The 17,002-nt window shown below is 70.0% G+C and carries 20 protein-coding genes; 12 read left to right on the top strand and 8 right to left on the bottom strand.

All coding sequences use genetic code 11. The annotated features are described in order from the left end of the window. The first annotated feature begins 162 nt into the window (after positions 1-162). The 6 genes from AB0N06_RS16905 to gdhA all read left to right on the top strand — a co-directional run bounded on the left by AB0N06_RS16905 (position 163) and on the right by gdhA (position 5,665). On the top strand, positions 163-1,623 hold the full coding sequence (locus tag AB0N06_RS16905; protein WP_366135445.1) for an ABC transporter permease: 1,461 nt from the start codon (positions 163-165) through the stop codon (positions 1,621-1,623). Between the two features lie 45 nt (positions 1,624-1,668). Continuing rightward, positions 1,669-2,352, top strand: coding sequence for an ABC transporter ATP-binding protein (locus AB0N06_RS16910; RefSeq protein WP_366135446.1), 684 nt, complete (start codon positions 1,669-1,671; stop codon positions 2,350-2,352). A gap of 352 nt (positions 2,353-2,704) precedes the next feature. Continuing rightward, positions 2,705-3,217: a hypothetical protein gene (locus AB0N06_RS16915; protein WP_366135447.1), complete on the top strand. Its 513-nt coding sequence runs from the start codon at positions 2,705-2,707 to the stop codon at positions 3,215-3,217. Positions 3,218-3,325: 108 nt separating this feature from the next. Next, on the top strand, positions 3,326-3,682 hold the full coding sequence (locus AB0N06_RS16920; RefSeq protein ID WP_366135448.1) for a DUF1330 domain-containing protein: 357 nt from the start codon (positions 3,326-3,328) through the stop codon (positions 3,680-3,682). Positions 3,683-3,843: 161 nt separating this feature from the next. Then, positions 3,844-4,014, top strand: a complete 171-nt coding sequence (locus tag AB0N06_RS16925; RefSeq protein WP_366135449.1) for a hypothetical protein — start codon at positions 3,844-3,846, stop codon at positions 4,012-4,014. A gap of 271 nt (positions 4,015-4,285) precedes the next feature. Next, positions 4,286-5,665 carry an NADP-specific glutamate dehydrogenase gene (gene gdhA / locus AB0N06_RS16930; protein WP_366135500.1) on the top strand — a complete coding sequence of 460 codons (1,380 nt, stop codon included), beginning with the start codon at positions 4,286-4,288 and terminating at the stop codon, positions 5,663-5,665. A 152-nt stretch (positions 5,666-5,817) separates the two neighbouring features. Here the strand turns inward: gdhA and AB0N06_RS16935 are convergent, their stop codons facing one another. Then, complete coding sequence (locus tag AB0N06_RS16935) at positions 5,818-6,207, bottom strand: YrdB family protein (protein ID WP_366135450.1); 390 nt, start codon at positions 6,205-6,207, stop codon at positions 5,818-5,820. 702 nt (positions 6,208-6,909) lie between these two features. Then, positions 6,910-8,013 carry a hypothetical protein gene (locus AB0N06_RS16940; RefSeq protein ID WP_366135451.1) on the bottom strand — a complete coding sequence of 368 codons (1,104 nt, stop codon included), beginning with the start codon at positions 8,011-8,013 and terminating at the stop codon, positions 6,910-6,912. A gap of 67 nt (positions 8,014-8,080) precedes the next feature. Between AB0N06_RS16940 and AB0N06_RS16945 the strand changes: the two genes are divergently transcribed. Further along, positions 8,081-9,226, top strand: coding sequence for a cystathionine gamma-synthase (locus AB0N06_RS16945; protein ID WP_366135452.1), 1,146 nt, complete (start codon positions 8,081-8,083; stop codon positions 9,224-9,226). A 254-nt stretch (positions 9,227-9,480) separates the two neighbouring features. On the opposite strand, the gene AB0N06_RS16950 is transcribed toward AB0N06_RS16945, so the two are convergent. From AB0N06_RS16950 to AB0N06_RS16965, 4 genes are all read right to left on the bottom strand, one after another. Further along, the gene (locus AB0N06_RS16950) at positions 9,481-9,672 is read right to left on the bottom strand and encodes a DUF1059 domain-containing protein (RefSeq protein WP_366135453.1); all 192 of its coding nucleotides are present in this window, start codon (positions 9,670-9,672) and stop codon (positions 9,481-9,483) included. 87 nt (positions 9,673-9,759) lie between these two features. Then, a complete protein-coding gene (locus tag AB0N06_RS16955; protein WP_366135454.1) occupies positions 9,760-10,011 on the bottom strand; it encodes a hypothetical protein in 252 nt (83 codons plus the stop codon). Continuing rightward, complete coding sequence (locus tag AB0N06_RS16960; RefSeq protein ID WP_366135455.1) at positions 10,008-10,502, bottom strand: sigma factor-like helix-turn-helix DNA-binding protein; 495 nt, start codon at positions 10,500-10,502, stop codon at positions 10,008-10,010. The genes AB0N06_RS16955 and AB0N06_RS16960 overlap by 4 nt, the downstream gene beginning before the upstream one ends. A gap of 62 nt (positions 10,503-10,564) precedes the next feature. Next, positions 10,565-11,086 carry a MarR family transcriptional regulator gene (locus AB0N06_RS16965; protein ID WP_366135456.1) on the bottom strand — a complete coding sequence of 174 codons (522 nt, stop codon included), beginning with the start codon at positions 11,084-11,086 and terminating at the stop codon, positions 10,565-10,567. A gap of 157 nt (positions 11,087-11,243) precedes the next feature. On the opposite strand from AB0N06_RS16965, the gene ilvA reads away from it, so the two are divergent. The 3 genes from ilvA to AB0N06_RS16980 all read left to right on the top strand — a co-directional run bounded on the left by ilvA (position 11,244) and on the right by AB0N06_RS16980 (position 14,443). Further along, the gene (gene ilvA, locus AB0N06_RS16970; protein ID WP_358857848.1) at positions 11,244-12,476 is read left to right on the top strand and encodes a threonine ammonia-lyase; all 1,233 of its coding nucleotides are present in this window, start codon (positions 11,244-11,246) and stop codon (positions 12,474-12,476) included. A gap of 93 nt (positions 12,477-12,569) precedes the next feature. Further along, complete coding sequence (locus tag AB0N06_RS16975; RefSeq protein ID WP_366135457.1) at positions 12,570-13,592, top strand: ATP-binding cassette domain-containing protein; 1,023 nt, start codon at positions 12,570-12,572, stop codon at positions 13,590-13,592. Further along, complete coding sequence (locus tag AB0N06_RS16980) at positions 13,589-14,443, top strand: ABC transporter permease (RefSeq protein WP_366135458.1); 855 nt, start codon at positions 13,589-13,591, stop codon at positions 14,441-14,443. Before AB0N06_RS16975 ends, AB0N06_RS16980 begins: the two co-directional genes overlap by 4 nt. A gap of 67 nt (positions 14,444-14,510) precedes the next feature. On the opposite strand, the gene greA is transcribed toward AB0N06_RS16980, so the two are convergent. Next, positions 14,511-15,008: a transcription elongation factor GreA gene (gene greA, locus AB0N06_RS16985; protein WP_037688517.1), complete on the bottom strand. Its 498-nt coding sequence runs from the start codon at positions 15,006-15,008 to the stop codon at positions 14,511-14,513. A gap of 203 nt (positions 15,009-15,211) precedes the next feature. After that, positions 15,212-15,628 (bottom strand): DUF4307 domain-containing protein, encoded by a 417-nt coding sequence (locus AB0N06_RS16990; protein ID WP_366135459.1) that lies wholly within the window; start codon positions 15,626-15,628, stop codon positions 15,212-15,214. 150 nt (positions 15,629-15,778) lie between these two features. Between AB0N06_RS16990 and mca the strand changes: the two genes are divergently transcribed. Continuing rightward, positions 15,779-16,660: a mycothiol conjugate amidase Mca gene (gene mca, locus AB0N06_RS16995; protein WP_366135460.1), complete on the top strand. Its 882-nt coding sequence runs from the start codon at positions 15,779-15,781 to the stop codon at positions 16,658-16,660. Position 16,661: 1 nt separating this feature from the next. Next, a complete protein-coding gene (locus AB0N06_RS17000; protein WP_366135461.1) occupies positions 16,662-16,901 on the top strand; it encodes a hypothetical protein in 240 nt (79 codons plus the stop codon). Positions 16,902-17,002 lie beyond the last annotated feature (101 nt).

Genomic DNA, 17,002 nt, shown 5'->3' on the forward strand with positions numbered 1-17,002 from the left:
CGCGTACCCGCGTAACCCCGACGCCCCGTACGTACGCATGGCGGCGGCACCCCGGATCCCCTCGGACCCCCGGTGCCGCCGCCTTCGTCGTCCGGAAGCGTTCTCATCCGGATCTCATTGCGGCCTTAACTCGCCATCACAACCGATCCATAACGTCGCGTCATGTTCTTCACCTACCTCCGGCGCGAGCTGCGCCGCCGCAGAAAGGCGGCGCTGGTCGTCGCCTCGGGGCTCGCCCTGGGTATTGCGCTGGTCATCATCGTCAGCTCGGTCTCCTCCGGCATGAGCAAGGCCCAGGACGAGGTCCTGGAATCGCTGTACGGCCTCGGTACGGACATGACGGTCACCAAGGCCGCCGCCGCTCCGGGCTCCAGCGGTCAGCGCCCCAGGTTCGAGTTCGACGCCAAGGGCGATGACTCGAAGCAGAGTTCGGACCGGGTCATGGTCCAGGGCTTCCAGACGCTGTCCTCCACCACCGTCGACGAGGTCGGCAAGCAGAACGGTGTCGCGGACGCCGCCGGCGGGCTGAGCCTGAACGTCCTGAAAGTGGACGGCCGGTTCAAGCCGGGCGAGTTCAAGCAGAACGGGAACGCGGGCGCCACCGGCCGGAGCGGTCCCGGCGGTGACGGCGGCGCGACGCAGCCGCAGGGTGAGGTCCAGGGCGGCGGCGCCTCCTTCGACGTCAACTCGTACACCGTGTGCGGAACCGACGTCACCGAGCAGGACCTCGGCCCGCTGACCTCGTCGAAGATCACCAAGGGCCGTACGTTCAAGGCCACCGAGGCCGACGCCGAGGTCGCGGTCGTCGACGCCTCGTACGCCAAGCAGAAGAAGCTCGCGGTCGGCAAGACCGTGACCATCTCCGGGACCACGTACAAGATCGTCGGTGTCTCGACGGCGGACAGCGGCGACGCGGCCGCCAACGTCTACATCCCGCTGAAGCAGGCGCAGACCCTCGCCGAGGCCAAGAACAAGGTCACCACGGTCTACGTCAAGGCCGCCGACTCGCAGCAGATCGACAGCGTCAAGTCCGCCATCCAGAAGAACATCCCGGGCACGACCGTCACCACCTCCGCGGACCTCGCCGACACCGTCTCCGGCTCCCTGTCCACCGCCTCCGACCTGGCCACCAGCGTCGGCACGTGGCTGTCGATCGCAGTCCTCGTGGCCGCCTTCCTGGTCGCCGGACTGCTCACCTCTTCCGCGGTCAGCCGCCGGGTGCGGGAGTTCGGCACGCTGAAGGCGCTCGGCTGGAAGAGCGGCCGGGTCACCCGCCAGGTTGTCGGCGAGGCCCTCGTCAACGGTCTGATGGGCGGTGTCCTCGGCATCGCGGTCGGTCTGGCCGGCGCGTACGTCGTGACGGCCATCAGCCCCACCCTCACCGCGCAGCTCGGTGGCTCGGGCGGCGGTGGCGGCATGGCCGGCGGCCCCGGCGGCATGGGCGGCCCCGTCGGCCAGGCGGCGTCCAAGTCCCTCGACATCGCGCTGACCGCACCCGTCTCCCTGTCCACCATCCTCATCGCCGTCGCGCTGGCCGTGGCGGGCGGGCTGATCGCCGGCGCGTTCGGCGGCTGGCGGGCCTCCCGGCTGCGCCCCGCGGACGCGCTGCGCCGCGTCGAATAGCCCGCCCGCGAGCCCCACCCCTCTCAGTCCAGCAGGAGTTGACCCATGTACACGCTCAGCGGCGTCACCAAGCGCTATACCCGCGGAAAGTCCACCGTCGATGCGCTCGCCGGCGTCGATCTGACCATCGAGGACGGGGGCCGCCTGGTCATCCAGGGCCCCACCGGCGGCGGCAAATCCACGCTGCTGCAGATGCTCGGCGGTCTGGACCGTCCGACGGCCGGCAGCGTCGAACTCGACGGTGTGGACCTCGCGAAGCTCAGCGAGGCCAAGCTCACCAAGGTGCGCGCGCAGAACATCGGCTTCGTCTTCCAGAGCTTCAACCTCATCCCGACGCTGACCGCGCAGGAGAACGTCGAGACCGCGCTCGTCCCGCTCGGTGGCAGGCCCGCGGAGCGGCGCAGGCGGGCCGCGGAGGCGCTGGACTCCGTCGGACTCGGTGAGCGGCTCGGGCACCTCCCGAGCGAGATGTCCGGCGGGCAGCAGCAGCGTGTGGCGATCGCCCGGGCGCTGGTCAAGCAGCCGAAGGTGCTGCTCGCCGACGAGCCCACCGGCAACCTCGACGAATCGATGCGCGACGAGGTCATGGAGGTGCTGGAGACGATGTGGAAGGAGCACGGGCTGACCTTCGTCATGGTCACCCACGACAGCGCGATCGCCCGCAGGGCGCCGCGGCTGGCGACCATCCGCAAGGGCCGTGTCACGATCACGGAGAACGCGGCGGCCTGACGCGCGGGCGCCACGATGTGGCGTACGGACGCGGACGTGTGACGTACGGACACACCGGCCGGGCACACCGGCCTTCCGGGCAGGGGTGACGGCGCCGACACCATCGCTCCTGCCCGGCGTTGACGGTTCCGTAGGCGGCCGGCCCGGTACGCGGCGAGGTCGCTGCGGCGGACCTGGCGCGGTCCGGAGAGGCCGGCGGACAGGTCCGCGCGCGGGCGGCCGGGCGGGGTGCTGCCCACAGGGCGCGGCCCCTCGCTCGTACCGGAGAAACCGGAGTGCAACGGGCGCAGCCAGTACCAGAGTTGCAGCGGCGGCCGGGCCGGCCGTGGAGCGATCGGTCTAATCTCGCATCATGACCGCTGCCATCACCGCCATGATCACCGCAGTCGTCGGTGTGCTCGGCACCCTGTTCGCGCCGATGCTCGCGCAGCGGATGACCGCGCGGGAGCGCCGGGAGGAGGCCGAACTGGCCGACACACGACGGAGGTTCGAGGAGCGGCGCGCCCAGTACACGGCCATGAACCGGGCCTCCCGGCAGTTCCACACACTCCTCAAGGACGCCCTGCACCGGATCAGGGACGGCGTCTATGCGGAGCAGGAGCGCACCCAGCTCGAAGAGGCCCGCCTCGACCACCGCGACCGCTACGCCGAGGCGCAGATGATCGTCCCGGAGCGGATCCTGCAGGCCTCCCGCGACCTCAACCAGGTGCTCGCGAACGCCGACGGGGCCGTCAAACGCCTGGACCGCGGTCTCGCCCGCGACGGCGAGACCGTGGCCCGGATCCTGGAGAACCTGCGGGCGGCGAGTCCGTTCCTCGACACGATGCGGGAGCTGATGCGGGAGGACCTGGGCATCACCGACTGAGCCCTCCCCCTACCCCGGAGGTAATCGACGCTCCGTACTCGCCTGGGCAGCATGGTGCACACCGGCTGACGGAGACACGGCAGCACGCAGATCTCGGAGGGCGAGACCATGACCGCATTCGCCATAGCCCACCTGCACCCGACCGCCGACCCCTGCGAGGAGGTCCTCACCTACATCGAGCGCATCCAGTCGACCATGGATCCCTTCGGCGGCCGCTTCCTCGTCCATGGCGCGCAGGTCGAGGTCATCGAGGGCGAGTGGCCGGGTGCGCTCGTCATCATCGGGTTCCCGAGCATGGTGGCTGCCCGCGGCTGGTACGAGTCGGACGCCTACCGGGAGCTGCTGCCGCTGCGGACCCGGAACATGGCGGGCGATGCGGTGCTCGTCGAAGGCGTCGGACCGGAGTACGACGCGTCGGCGACCGCGGCCGCGATGCGGGCAGCGGCAGCGGCCGCAGATGCCTGACGGGCAACGGCCCGGAACGCGTACGGTGACCCGTGGCCGGTCCGACGGCTCTGAGCGAGGTGTAGCTGAGTACACCCCCGTTCCGGGGGAGGGGTCCCTCCCTGCGGCGCGCCCCGCTCCGGAGAATGGATCACGTCGGATCAACCACGGAGGGAACCCCCATGAAGCCGCTGCTCTGGCTCGTGCTCTGTCTCGCAGTCGTCGCCAATGTCGGCCTCAACCTGATGGAGGACACCGGCCTGCACATCGCCCTGAGCGTCGCCTCCGGCGTGGTCGTCCTCGCGTCCGGCGTGGGGCTGTGGATGCTGCGGGACAGGCGCGAGGAGGCCTGATCCCTCCGGCCCGACCGGCCCCATCCGGTGCGGATTGAGCCACACGCCCGGTGCCGGAAGGCTCGGGAAAGGCTCAGTATGTGGATGCGGCCGAGGATCTTGCGGCTTCCCTGGGACAATCGATACGTCACAGCGGTCCCGTACGTCGCATCGGTGAGTGCGCTTCTCACGATGTCTGGGTGACGTCCTCAATGGGGAGGGGGACCGGCGGTGCCCCTGGGGACGGGGGCGCCTTCGCGCACGTTGCCGACCCATGGAAGGTCTTGATCAGATGCCGGCCATCCCTGTTTCCTCGGAGCCGCACGCGGCCGAGATCCGTGTCATCGAGCCGCTGTACGCGGAGATCCTGCGGCGCAATCGGGGCGAGAGCGAGTTCCATCAGGCGGTACGGGAAGTCCTCGAGACGCTCGGCCCGGTCCTGGCGCAGCGACCGGAGTTCGTGGACGCCCGGATCATCGAGCGCATCTGTGAACCGGAGCGTCAGCTCATCTTCCGCGTGCCGTGGTCGGACGACTCCGGCCACATCCATGTGAACCGCGGCTTCCGGGTCGAGTTCTCCAGCGCCCTGGGACCGTACAAGGGCGGGCTGCGCTTCCACCCCTCGGTCGACCTCGGCATCGTGAAGTTCCTCGGATTCGAGCAGATCTTCAAGAATGCCCTCACCGGGATGCCGATCGGCGGTGGCAAGGGCGGCGCCGACTTCGACCCGAAGGGCCGCTCCGACGCCGAGGTCATGCGCTTCTGCCAGTCGTTCATGACCGAACTCCACCGTCATCTGGGCGAGTACACGGACGTCCCGGCCGGTGACATCGGCGTCGGCGGCCGCGAGATCGGCTACCTGTTCGGCCAGTACAAGCGGATCACCAACCGGTACGAGTCCGGTGTGCTCACCGGAAAGGGCCTGGGCTGGGGCGGTGCCCAGGCGCGCACCGAGGCCACCGGCTACGGCTGTGTGCTCTTCACCGACGAGATGCTCAGGAGTCGGGGCGGATCCCTCGACGGCCGGCGGGTCGTCGTGTCGGGCTCCGGCAATGTCGCGATCTACGCGATCGAGAAGGCCCAGCAGCTCGGCGCGACCGTGGTGACGTGCTCCGACTCCGACGGCTATGTCGTCGATGAGAAGGGCATCGACCTCGCCCTGCTCAAGGAGATCAAGGAGGCCGGTCGCGGCCGGATCTCGGAGTACGCGCAGCGGCGCGGCGCACATGTCCGTTTCGTCGCCGGTACGGGCGTGTGGAACGTCCCCTGCGAGGTGGCCCTGCCGTGTGCCACGCAGAACGAACTCCACGAGGCCGATGCGCTGACGCTCGTACGCAACGGGGTGCAGGCGGTCGCCGAGGGCGCCAACATGCCCACCACCCCGGAGGCCGTGCGGGTCCTCCAGGAAGCGGGCGTCGCCTTCGCCCCCGGCAAGGCCGCCAACGCGGGCGGCGTGGCCACCAGCGCGCTGGAGATGCAGCAGAACGCTTCGCGCGACTCATGGACCTTCGCGCACACCGAGGAGCGGCTCGCGGAGATCATGCGCCACATCCACGACTCCTGCTTCACCACGGCGGACCGCTACGGCAGCCCCGGCAACTACGTGGTCGGCGCGAACATCGCCGGTTTCGAACTGGTCGCGGACGCCATGCTCGCGCAGGGTCTCATCTGATCCCGCGCCGTACGCACCACCGGCCCGGCCGCCTCCGCGGCCGGGCCGGTGGCGTCGGGGCCCTTTCCTTCGGATCGGGCCCCGCGAGTCTCTCCACGATCAGGCCCCGCGAGCCCGGCGTGATCCGAACGCGAGAGGCCCCGAGAGCCCCGTCACCGCGCGGGAAGGCGCCGGAAGAACTCGGCCAGCCCCGTGTTCACGACCACCACGACGCCGGCCACCGCCGCCGCCACCGGATGACCCACGCGGTACACCGCGTACACCCCGCCGCCGAGCACCACCGCCTTCACCAGCAGGACGCCCCACAGCGGGAGCCGGACCCGGGCGCGAGGAGCGGCGAACAGCCCCCACAGCACGATGGCCACCGCCGGTATTCCGAGCCCCAGCAGCCACCGGGCAGCGGCCCCGCCGCCGGCGGTGAAACCCCACCACGACAGGCACGCCAGCGCCGCCAACTCGATGACGAACGCCAGGAGTTCGTTGGCCATGAACCAGGGGCGGCCGCGCATCGCGGCCAGGCTGTCGAGGCCGTCGCTTGTCATCGGGTGGGATTCCTCCTCAGGCAGGTCCGCGAGACGGCGGGCGGCAGGTCAGCCGTCCGCGGGCGCGACACCGATCGGGCACGATACGCCCGTCCCTACGAGGATGTACCCATGTGACCGTGGCGAACTCTACGGGTACGGGTCGAGCAGCGATGTGGACCGAACGCCGGGCCTACCGCAGCGACGCGGACAACCGCCCGGTCCTGGAACGGACGATGGTCTCCATCGACCGACGCTCGGTTCACTTGACCTCGGCCAGCCAGCGCAGTGCGCTGAGGCTCGGCAGGAAGAAGTACTCTCCGCCACGGGTGATGACAAAACGCTCTACGCCGTGCAGGCGGCGCCGGATGGGGTGCTGCGGGATCGTAAAGGCGCCCGTGCCGCAGGAGGATACCCAGCAAGTAGAAGCCGGCGAACAGAACAACGGCGCGGACGGCACGCAGAGTTGGGCTCATCGGGCGGATTCCCCCACGGGAAGGGGACGGGTGGCGGTGCGCGTGGGGAACCGGAGTATGTCGTCCCGTGGGTGGGCACGGCAACGCGGTATACGGGCAGCAGCCCGGGACCGGGGCCGCGCCACCCCCGACAATCGCCCGGAGAACGGGTGCCGGGCCGCTGCCCCGGTGATGTCACCGGTATGCCGTCGGGCGGTCGCCCCCGGCCGACGCATCGACAGCAAGTGCCGAGCGCCGGAGCTCACGATTACCGCGGCAGCGTCGCCGGGCTGCCGCCGTTCGCCTCGTACCCGGCGACCGCCAGCGCCCGGTAGACCGTGTACTCGGCGGCCGGGTCGGGGTTCTGCGTCCACGGCAGCGCGCCCACGTGCCCGTCGATGTGGACGAGCTGGTGCATCGCCTCCGCCCAGCGTTCCATCCGGACGAGGAACAGCACCAGCAGATGACGGACATGGGCGAGCATCGGGTCGTCGGGGCGCGCCGCGTGCACCGCGAACAAAGCGCCCTCGACGGCCTTCGTCACCACGACGCCCCGGTAGAAGCCCTGCACCAGATTGACCTCGGGCAGATGCTCGTACACCGCGAACAGCGGCAACGCGGCCAGCAGCGAACCCTGCGGGGCGCGGGCCGCGGCGGACGTCGCGAACCGCTCGGCCTCCTCGCGGGAGCCGTGCCACTTCTCGCACCAGAAGTGCAGCGCGGCGATGTGCGCGCCCATGTGCGCCGGGGCGCGGTCGATGATCTTCGCCCAGAGCTGGTCGAACTGCTCGTGGGAGTAGCCGAGTCCACGCGCGACGGCCAGTTCGACGATGTACGGGACCGGGTCGCCGGGCGCCAGCAGGGCCGCCTCGCCGCAGACCGTACGGGCCTCCTCCAGGATGATCCGGAAGTCGTCCGTCCCCGCGGAGGAGGACCGCCATGCCTGCTGGACCAGGAACTCGGCGTGCACCGCAGCCCCGCCCGCGTCCTTCGGTGACTCGGCGCGCCACGACCGCAGCCACGCACCACCGACCCCGGGCGCCTGCAGCAGCTCCAGCGAGGCGGCACCGGCGAACGCCTGCACGCGCTGCCACCGCACCTCACCCTCCTTCGGCGTCCCCGCCAGCAACTGAGAGGCGGCGCGCCAGTCCTGGGTGCGCTGCACGACATCGAGGACATCGAGGAGGTCCTGGTCGGGTCCCGGCATCCGGATGTCCAGCTGCTCCTGGCGCACGAAGCCGTACGTGTCCGGGTCGGCGGCGTCGGGGGAGCCCGGCGTGACCTGGCGGATACCGGAGCGGCGACGCAGCACGAAGGGGCCGAGGGCCGCGGCGAGCATGCACAGCGCGATCAGGAACCAGAGAATCTCCATGCCCCCATTGTCACCGGACGGCGCAGTGGCCGTGCATCACCCCTGTGACGAACTACGCTCGGGCCCCATGAGCGACCAGCTGAGTTTCGAGACCCTCGCGATCCACGCGGGCAACACCGCCGATCCCCTCACCGGCGCCGTTGTTCCGCCCATCTATCAGGTGTCCACGTACAAGCAGGACGGCGTCGGCGGACTGCGCGGCGGCTACGAGTACAGCCGCAGCGCCAACCCGACGCGCACCGCGCTGGAGGAGAACCTCGCGGCCATCGAGGGCGGCCGCCGCGGTCTCGCCTTCGCGTCCGGGCTCGCGGCGGAGGACTGCCTGCTGCGCACGCTGCTCCACCCCGGCGCCCATGTCGTCATCCCGAACGACGCCTACGGCGGCACCTTCCGGCTCTTCGCCAAGGTCGTCAAGCGGTGGGGTGTCGACTACTCCGTCGCGGACACTTCGGACCCGGCGGCGGTCCGGGCCGAGGTCAACGACCGTACGAAGGTCATCTGGGTCGAGACGCCGTCCAACCCGCTGCTCGGCATCACCGACATCGCCGCGGTCGCGGACGTGGCGCGCACCGCGGGTGCCCGGCTGGTCGTCGACAACACCTTCGCCAGCCCTTATCTGCAGCAGCCGATCGCACTCGGCGCGGACGTCGTCGTGCACTCCCTGACCAAGTACATGGGCGGCCACTCCGACGTCGTCGGCGGTGCGTTGATCACCGCCGATGCGGAGCTCGGCGAGGAACTGGCGTACCACCAGAACGCGATGGGTGCGATCGCCGGACCGTTCGACTCCTGGCTGGTGCTGCGTGGCATCAAGACGCTGCCCGTCCGGATGGACCGGCACAGCGAGAACGCGGCGAAGGTCGCCGAGCTGCTGACCCGGCACCCCAAGGTCACCCAGGTCCTCTACCCGGGGCTGCCGGAGCACCCGGGACACGAGATCGCCGCCAAGCAGATGAAGGCGTTCGGCGGCATGGTGTCCTTCCGGGTCCAGGGCGGTGAGGAGGCGGCGGTCGAGGTCTGCAACCGGGCCAAGCTCTTCACGCTCGGCGAGTCGCTCGGCGGCGTCGAGTCGCTGGTGGAGCACCCGGGCCGGATGACGCACGCCTCCGTGGCCGGTTCGGCCCTGGAGGTACCGGCCGACCTGGTCCGCCTCTCCGTCGGCATCGAGTCCGCGGACGACCTGCTGGCCGACCTGACGCAGGCGCTCGGCTGACGGCCTGCTTTCGGACCGGACCGGGGAGCGGGGTCCGGTGCGTGCAGCTGCATGGCGGAGGGGGAGGCAACGCGGAGGGGGCCCCTCCCATGCCTTTCGGGCTATGGGGGAGTTGCCGACCGACGACAACGCGGCAGATGTGCGTGCCGGGGCTCGCGAGCCCGGCGTGATCCGGGGGAGAGCCCCCGGAAGGATTCCCGCAGCAGAGAACCGGGCGGGCAGGCACTCGTCCCGCCCGTCCGGCGTCCTGGGGGTCAGGCGTCGAGCTTCTCGTCCTCCAGCGACGCCCGGATCTGCTCCCGCAGCTCCGGGCTGTCGGCGTGTTCGTGGACGGAGACCGCGTGTTCCGTCGCGGCCCGCACCACTTCCTCCTCCTCACCGGCGATGGTGAGCGAGCAGTTCGTGACGCTCGGGTGCTTGCGGCAGTCCGCGATCTTCCTGGTCATGACGGCCTCCTCGGCTCGTGCGGCATGCCGTCACATCCAGGATAGAACCGCAGGAATCGAGCCTTCAGGAACCGGGCTTTTCGGGCTTTACGGTCCGTCCAGGGGCGGGGTCGTCTCCGTGGACGGCACCTGCCAGGGCTCGGCGATCACCACCCACACCGTGAACGCGACCACGGCCGCGCACAGCACGAACATCACCAGCGCACGGAGCGCACGGCGCCGCCGCAGCATCCGGCCGCCCCGCTCGGCCGCCCGCTCCGCCAGATCGGCGGGGACCTGCGGATGCGGCACGTCCAGCATCCGCCGGACCTGGTCCTCCTTCTGGTCCTGACGTCTCATGACCCCGCCCCCAGCAGTCGTACGGACAGCCGCCGCGCCGTGGGCCTGCGGGTGCCGCGCATCGTGGCCACCGACCGGTTGCAGAGCGCCCGGATCCGGTCCACCGGAAGCCCCAGCAATGCGGCGGTCTGCTCCTCGGCGACCCCCTCGTACAGCCGCAGCACGAGAACCAGCCGCTCCCGCGGGGTCAGCGGATCCAATAGCCCGCCGCGCGGCCGATGGTGCCGCCACGCCTCACGGGCGAACCGGAGGGCCAGCTCCTGCCGGGTGCGGTCGTATGGATCCTCACCGTGCAGCCCGTCCCAGGCCGCGTACGTGCGGGCCAGGGCGGCGGTCAGCAGCCGCTGCGCCCGTTCGTTCGCGCCGGGCGGCTGCGTGGGCTCGGCGGTGAGCAGGGTGGCGGTATGCAGCAGTCGGCCCGCGGCGCCCGCTACAAAAGTCTCGAACTGCCGGGCGCGCCGCCGTTGAAGTCCCGTCTGCCGCTCTCGCACACCCACATCGCAGCGCCGGGGAGGTCCGCGGGTCAAGAGGTTGTGCAGGCGTATTCCAGCGGTCAGCCCCCCGTGGGCTGCTGCTGCCGCGCAGCCAGCGCCGCGTTGAACCGGATCAGAAGCGTGCAGAACGTCTCGCGCTCCTCCGCCGTCCATTCCCCCGTCACCTGCGACATCAGCTCCCGCCGCGACGCACGCACCTCGTCCAGCCGCGCGTGTCCGCGCGGCGACAGCTGAAGCACGACCGCGCGGCCATCCTCCGGATGCGAGGTCCGCTTGACCAGCCCGGTGTCGACGAGCGGCGCGACCTGACGGGTCACGGTCGAGGAGTCGATCCCCATGCCCGCGGCCAGCGCCTTGACGCCCATCGGGCCTTCCCGGTCCAGTCGGTTCAGCAGCAGATACGCCGCCCGGTCCATGGAGTTGCGGACCTGGCCGACGCCGCCGAGGCGGGTCTGCTCGGCACGGCGGGCGAAGACGGCCACCTGGTGCTGCAGAACATCGAGGAGGTGGTCGGGACCCAGGGAATCCGGGGTGGCGCCCCCGGAAGGAGACGCAGCAGTCGTCATGTCCTGAGGGGGCATGGCCGGGGGCTCTCTTCGTGCGGTGTTCGGATGGGTGGGGGACAGAGTACGCGGCCACGGGGCAACATGTACCAGCACTGCACAAACCTGCGAACAACGACGCAGGACGACACCAGCGCGGCGTCCGGCTCCGCGTCCAGCTGCAAGACTTGCGGTTATGAACTTCCGTACGCCACACCCGTTTCCCCCAGTGATCCTCGACGACGTCCGCGGCGCACGGAAGATGCTCTCCGGCGTGGCCCGGATGACCCCGATGGAGGGCAGTCGTCACCTGTCCGCGCTGGTCGGGGCGCCGGTCCACTTCAAATGCGAGAACCTCCAGCGGACCGGTTCGTTCAAGCTGCGCGGCGCGTACGTGCGGATCGCCGGCCTCTCCCCGGTCGAGCGCGCGGCCGGAGTCGTCGCCGCAAGCGCCGGAAACCATGCGCAGGGTGTCGCACTCGCGTCTGCACTGCTCGGCGTACGCTCAACGGTCTTCATGCCCGTCGGGGCGCCGCTGCCGAAGGTCGCCGCGACCCGCGAGTACGGCGCCGAGGTCCGGCTGCACGGCCACGTCGTCGACGAGACCCTCGCCGCCGCCGAGGAGTACGCCCAGGAGACCGGCGCGGTCTTCATCCACCCCTTCGACCACCCGGACATCATCGCCGGACAGGGCACCGTGGGCCTGGAGATCCTCGAACAGTGCCCGGAGGTCCGCACCATCGTCGTCGGGATCGGCGGCGGGGGACTCGCCGCAGGCATCGCCGTGGCCGTGAAGGCGATCCGGCCCGACGTGCGAATCGTCGGAGTCCAGGCGGCGGGCGCCGCCTGCTACCCGCCGTCGCTCGCCGCCGGCTACCCGGTGGCGATCGGATCGCTCCAGACGATGGCGGACGGCATCAAGGTGGGGCGCCCCGGCGACGTACCGTTCGGGCTCGTCCAGGAACTGGTCGACGAGGTCCGTACGGTCTCCGAGGCCGAACTCTCCAGTGCGCTGCTGCTCTGCCTGGAGCGGGCGAAGCTGGTCGTCGAACCGGCGGGGGCGAGCCCGGTGGCGGCGCTGCTGAGCAACCCGGAGTCGTTCCGCGGACCGGTCGTCGCCCTGTTGTCGGGCGGCAATGTCGACCCGCTGCTGATGCAGCGCATCCTTACCCACGGCATGGCGACCGCGGGCCGCTATCTCAGCCTGCGGGTCCGGCTCACGGACCGTCCGGGGGCACTGGCCACGCTGCTCTCCGTGCTGACCGTCGCCGACGCCAACATCCTCGACATCGGCCATGTGCGGACCGATCCGCGGCTCGGACTCACCGAGGCGGAGGTCGACCTGCATCTGGAGACCAAGGGTCCCGAGCACTGCGAGGAGGTCACCGCGGAACTGCGCGGTGCGGGCTACCTGGTGGTGACGGACTGACACGCCGTCGGGTTTGGCGTTCACCGGGCGGGGAAAGGCGCACAAACCTAGGATCTGTCGAGGAAGCCGAAAATCGCTCTGGGGGAATCCCGTATGCCAGGCGCCATCTACGCCGAAGGTCTGGTGAAGACCTTCGGCGATGTACGAGCACTCGGCGGTGTTGATCTCGACGTGCCGGAGGGGACGGTCCTGGGCCTCCTCGGTCCCAACGGCGCAGGTAAGACGACTGCCGTGCGTGTCCTCACGACACTCCTCAGACCCGACAGCGGCCGGGCCGTCGTGGCAGGCATCGACGTGCTGAAGAAACCCAACGAGGTACGCCGCTCGATCGGCCTCTCCGGCCAGTTCGCCGCGGTCGACGAGTATCTGACGGGCCGCGAGAACCTGCAGATGGTCGGTCAGCTCTACCAGATGAGTGGGCGCGACGCGAAGGCCCGCGCCGTGCAGCTGCTGGAGCGGTTCAACCTCGCCGATGCGGCCGACCGCCCCGCGAAGACGTACTCCGGCGGCATGCGCCGCCGCCTCGACCTGGCGGCGGCGCTCGTCGTCTCCCCGCCGGTGATGTTCATGGACGAGCCGACGACCGGACTCGACCCGCGCAACCGGCAGCAGCTGTGGGAGGTCATCGAGGAGCTCGTCGCAGGCGGCACGACGCTGCTGCTGACCACGCAGTATCTGGAGGAGGCCGACCGCCTGGCGCACGACATCTGCGTCATCGATCACGGCCTCGTCATCGCCCGCGGCACCTCCGACGAACTGAAGGCCAGGACAGGCGGCGAGCGCGTCGAGGTCGTCGTCCACCACCCCGACCAGATCGATCCGGCCCGCGCCGTCCTCGCCCACCTCGGCAAGGGCGAGGTCACCGTCGCCCAGCACACCCGCAAACTGACGGTCCCGGTCTTCGGCGGCGCCAAGCTGCTCGCCGAGATCATCCGCGATCTCGACACCCGCGGGGTCGAGATCGACGACATCGGACTGCGCCGCCCGACCCTCGACGACGTCTTCCTCTCGCTCACCGGCCATGTCGCCGAGGCACCGGAGACCGACGAGAACGGGACGGTCCCGGGTCCCGCCGCGCCGACCGGCAGGAAGGCCGGACAGGAGGTCAGGAAGTGACTGCCACGACGGACACGCCGCACCTCGCGGCAGCCCCCAGGGCGGGCGGCGGCATCAGCGGGTCGGTCCGCGACTCCCTCGTCGTCGCCAAGCGGAATCTGATCCGGATGACCCGGATCCCGGAGATGGTGATCTTCGGGCTGATCCAGCCGATCATGTTCGTGGTGCTGTTCAGCTACGTCTTCGGCGGCTCCATGATGATCGGCGGTTCCACCAGCCCCAGTGACTACCGCAACTTCCTGATGGCGGGCATCTTCGCGCAGACCGTGACCTTCGCCACCGCGGGCGCCGGTGCGGGCATCGCGGACGACATGCATAAGGGCCTCATCGACCGGTTCCGCTCGCTGCCGATGGCGCGCGGCGCGGTCCTCACCGGCCGTACGCTCGCCGACCTCGTCCAGACGACGCTCACCCTGGTCGTCCTCGCGGCCGTCGCCCTGCTGGTCGGCTGGCGCACCGACGAGAACGTCGGCAAGGTGCTCGGCGGCTTCGCGCTGCTGCTCCTGCTGGGGTACGCCTTTTCCTGGATCGGGGCGCTGATCGGTCTGTCGGTCCGCACCCCCGAGGCAGCCACGTCGGGCGGTCTCATCTGGCTGTTCCCGGTCACGTTCATCTCGAACGCCTTCGTGCCCACCGAGAACATGGCGAGCTGGCTCCAGCCGGTCGCCGAATGGAACCCGTTCAGCGCGACCGTCCAGGCCTGCCGCGAACTCTTCGGGAACCCGGGCGTCTCCCCGTCCGATGCCTGGCCGATGCAGCATCCCGTCTGGGCCTCGCTGATCTGGTCCGTGCTGATCATCGTGGTCTTCCGGACCCTCGCGGTCCGCAAGTACCGTTCGGCGACCGCCTGAGGAACGCCAGGAAGCCCCGGCCGTCGGCGGCCGGGGCTTCCTGGTTCTGCGGGGTCCGGTGGCCGGCTCAGCCCGAGTAGGGCTTCGCCGCGAGGATCTTCACCGAGGCCCGCTTGCCGTTCGGCAGCTCGTACTCGGCGTCCTCGCCCATCTTCTTGCCGTTCACGCCGGTACCGAGCGGAGACTGCGGAGAGTACGTCTCGATGTCCGCGCTCGCGTACTCGCGCGAGGCGAGCAGGAACGTCATGGTGTCGTCGGGGTCACCGTCGAACGCGATGGTGACGACCATGCCGGGCTCGACCACGCCGTCGTCGGCGGGGGCCTCGCCGACCTTCGCATGCTCCAGGAGCTGGGTGAGCTGGCGCACCCGCAACTCCATCTTGCCCTGCTCCTCCTTGGCCGCGTGGTACCCGCCGTTCTCCCGGAGGTCACCCTCCTCACGGGCCGCCGCGATCTTGACGGCGATCTCCGTGCGCGCGGGACCAGACAGGTACTCCAGCTCGGCCTTGAGCTGGTTGTACGCCTCCTGCGTGAGCCAGGTGACGTTTTCGCTGGTCTGGGTCACAGGTGCTCCTAGTCGGTACTGGATATTCAAGCGTCGGTACTGGGAATACAAAGCATCGCCCTACCCAGAAGCATGTGCCTCCAAGGGTGGGCGAAACCACGAGCCTAACAATTCCCCAGGAAAAGGGGGAGAAGGTAAACCGCTACGACCGCGTCAACGCAGGTCAGCCACGATCGTCGCAGGTCAGAGCCGGTCCGCGCCGGTCAGTTCGACGACCCGCCGTCAACCGTGCAGCCCAGCAGCTCGACGCTGGTCGCCCGCGCGGTCGTACGCAGCGAGACGATCCGGTCGATCCGGTCGGAACGGTCGTCGAAACGGACGTCCTTCCTGGCCACGTCGCTGCCGTCCACCTGCTGGGAGCGGAGGGTGCAGTACCCCTTCGCGTCCCGGTCCTTGCGCACCTCGAGGTGGACGTCGACCCGGTCGTCCGAAGCGATCCTGAACTTGATCACCTCGGCGCTGATGCCCTGGCCGGTCACGTAGTCGTAACCGATCCAGCCGACCACGCCGAGCAGGGCCACGCCCAGCACCGAGCCGATGATCTTGAGCTTGCGGTCCGCGCGCTCGTCCGCGGAGCGCCCGTAGCGGCCCTCCGGAAATGCTTCACGCACCGCAGTCATGATCGTTCCTCCCGTGCCGGGGATCGAGGAATTTTCCGCCCCCCGGTTCGGTCACTATAGAAGCCTCCCACCCGCCACCCGACCGCCGCCCCACACCGACGTCCCTCCGGGACGGCGCCCGATGGCGGCCGAATCACTGAGGATCGAGTCTTGACTGAACAGCTTCGACTGATGGCCGTCCACGCCCACCCCGACGACGAGTCGAGCAAAGGGGCGGCCACCATGGCCAAGTACGTGTCCGAGGGGGTGGACGTGCTGGTGGTGACCTGCACGGGAGGCGAACGCGGCTCCATCCTCAACCCGAAACTCCAGGGCGACCCGTACATCGAGGAGCACATCCACGAGGTACGGAAGAAGGAGATGGACGAGGCCCGGGAGATCCTGGGCGTCAAGCAGGAGTGGCTCGGCTTCGTCGACTCGGGGCTGCCCGAGGGCGACCCGCTGCCCCCGCTGCCCGAAGGCTGCTTCGCGCTGGAGGACGAGGAGAAGGCGGCAGGGCGTCTCGTCCGCTCCATCCGCGCGTTCCGGCCGCAGGTCATCACCACGTACGACGAGAACGGCGGCTACCCGCACCCCGACCACATCATGACCCACACGATCACGATGATCGCGTTCGAGGGCGCCACGGACACCGAGACGTTCCCCGAGTCCGAGTTCGGCCCCGCCTGGCAGCCGCAGAAGCTCTACTACAACCAGGGCTTCAACCGTCCGCGCACGGTGGCGCTGCACGAGGCACTGCTCGCCCGCGGCCTGGAGTCGCCGTACGGCGAGTGGCTGGAGCGCTGGAAGGAGTTCGAGCGCGTCGAGCGGACGCTGACCACGCACGTTCCGTGCGCGGAGTTCTTCGAGACCCGGGACAAGGCGCTGATCGCGCACGCCACGCAGATCGATCCGGACGGCGGCTGGTTCCGGGTGCCGATGGACATCCAGCGGGAGGTCTGGCCGACCGAGGAGTACGAGCTGGCGAAGTCTCTCGTCGATACCTCCCTCCCCGAGAGCGACCTCTTCGCGGGTATCCGCGACAATGCCTGATATGTACGCGACCCAGGCACTGACCCACGTCGTTCCTCTCGCCCAGGAATTCGACAAGAACAAGGTGACACCCGGCGTCCTCGGCTTCCTCGTCTTCGCGGCGCTCGCGGTGGGCGTGTGGCTGCTGATGAAGTCCATGAACCGGCACATGGGCAAGGTGAACTTCGAGGAGGCGCCGGATCCGGATGCGGGGTCGGCCGGGGCCGACGTATCCGGCGCGGGGGCCGGGTCCGCGAAGTAGCGGGTTCCGGCGCACCCCGTTGGCGCCCTTGTCCTCAATCGCCGGACGGGCTTAGGCCGCCCGGCACATGGGGGTGGCAGAAGGAGCGGGGCTGGGTGCGT

The sequence above is a fragment of the Streptomyces sp. NPDC051020 genome, from assembly GCF_040683105.1.
GTDB lineage: Bacteria > Actinomycetota > Actinomycetes > Streptomycetales > Streptomycetaceae > Streptomyces.

Coding starts and splice junctions, on each gene's coding strand:
- AB0N06_RS16905 (WP_366135445.1), top strand. CDS start 163: ATGTTCTTCACCTACCTCCGGCGCGAGCTGCGCCGCCGCAGAAAGGCG.
- AB0N06_RS16910 (WP_366135446.1), top strand. CDS start 1,669: ATGTACACGCTCAGCGGCGTCACCAAGCGCTATACCCGCGGAAAGTCC.
- AB0N06_RS16915 (WP_366135447.1), top strand. CDS start 2,705: ATGACCGCTGCCATCACCGCCATGATCACCGCAGTCGTCGGTGTGCTC.
- AB0N06_RS16920 (WP_366135448.1), top strand. CDS start 3,326: ATGACCGCATTCGCCATAGCCCACCTGCACCCGACCGCCGACCCCTGC.
- AB0N06_RS16925 (WP_366135449.1), top strand. CDS start 3,844: ATGAAGCCGCTGCTCTGGCTCGTGCTCTGTCTCGCAGTCGTCGCCAAT.
- gdhA (WP_366135500.1), top strand. CDS start 4,286: ATGCCGGCCATCCCTGTTTCCTCGGAGCCGCACGCGGCCGAGATCCGT.
- AB0N06_RS16935 (WP_366135450.1), bottom strand. CDS start 6,207: ATGACAAGCGACGGCCTCGACAGCCTGGCCGCGATGCGCGGCCGCCCC.
- AB0N06_RS16940 (WP_366135451.1), bottom strand. CDS start 8,013: ATGGAGATTCTCTGGTTCCTGATCGCGCTGTGCATGCTCGCCGCGGCC.
- AB0N06_RS16945 (WP_366135452.1), top strand. CDS start 8,081: ATGAGCGACCAGCTGAGTTTCGAGACCCTCGCGATCCACGCGGGCAAC.
- AB0N06_RS16950 (WP_366135453.1), bottom strand. CDS start 9,672: ATGACCAGGAAGATCGCGGACTGCCGCAAGCACCCGAGCGTCACGAAC.
- AB0N06_RS16955 (WP_366135454.1), bottom strand. CDS start 10,011: ATGAGACGTCAGGACCAGAAGGAGGACCAGGTCCGGCGGATGCTGGAC.
- AB0N06_RS16965 (WP_366135456.1), bottom strand. CDS start 11,086: ATGCCCCCTCAGGACATGACGACTGCTGCGTCTCCTTCCGGGGGCGCC.
- ilvA (WP_358857848.1), top strand. CDS start 11,244: ATGAACTTCCGTACGCCACACCCGTTTCCCCCAGTGATCCTCGACGAC.
- AB0N06_RS16975 (WP_366135457.1), top strand. CDS start 12,570: ATGCCAGGCGCCATCTACGCCGAAGGTCTGGTGAAGACCTTCGGCGAT.
- AB0N06_RS16990 (WP_366135459.1), bottom strand. CDS start 15,628: ATGACTGCGGTGCGTGAAGCATTTCCGGAGGGCCGCTACGGGCGCTCC.
- AB0N06_RS17000 (WP_366135461.1), top strand. CDS start 16,662: ATGTACGCGACCCAGGCACTGACCCACGTCGTTCCTCTCGCCCAGGAA.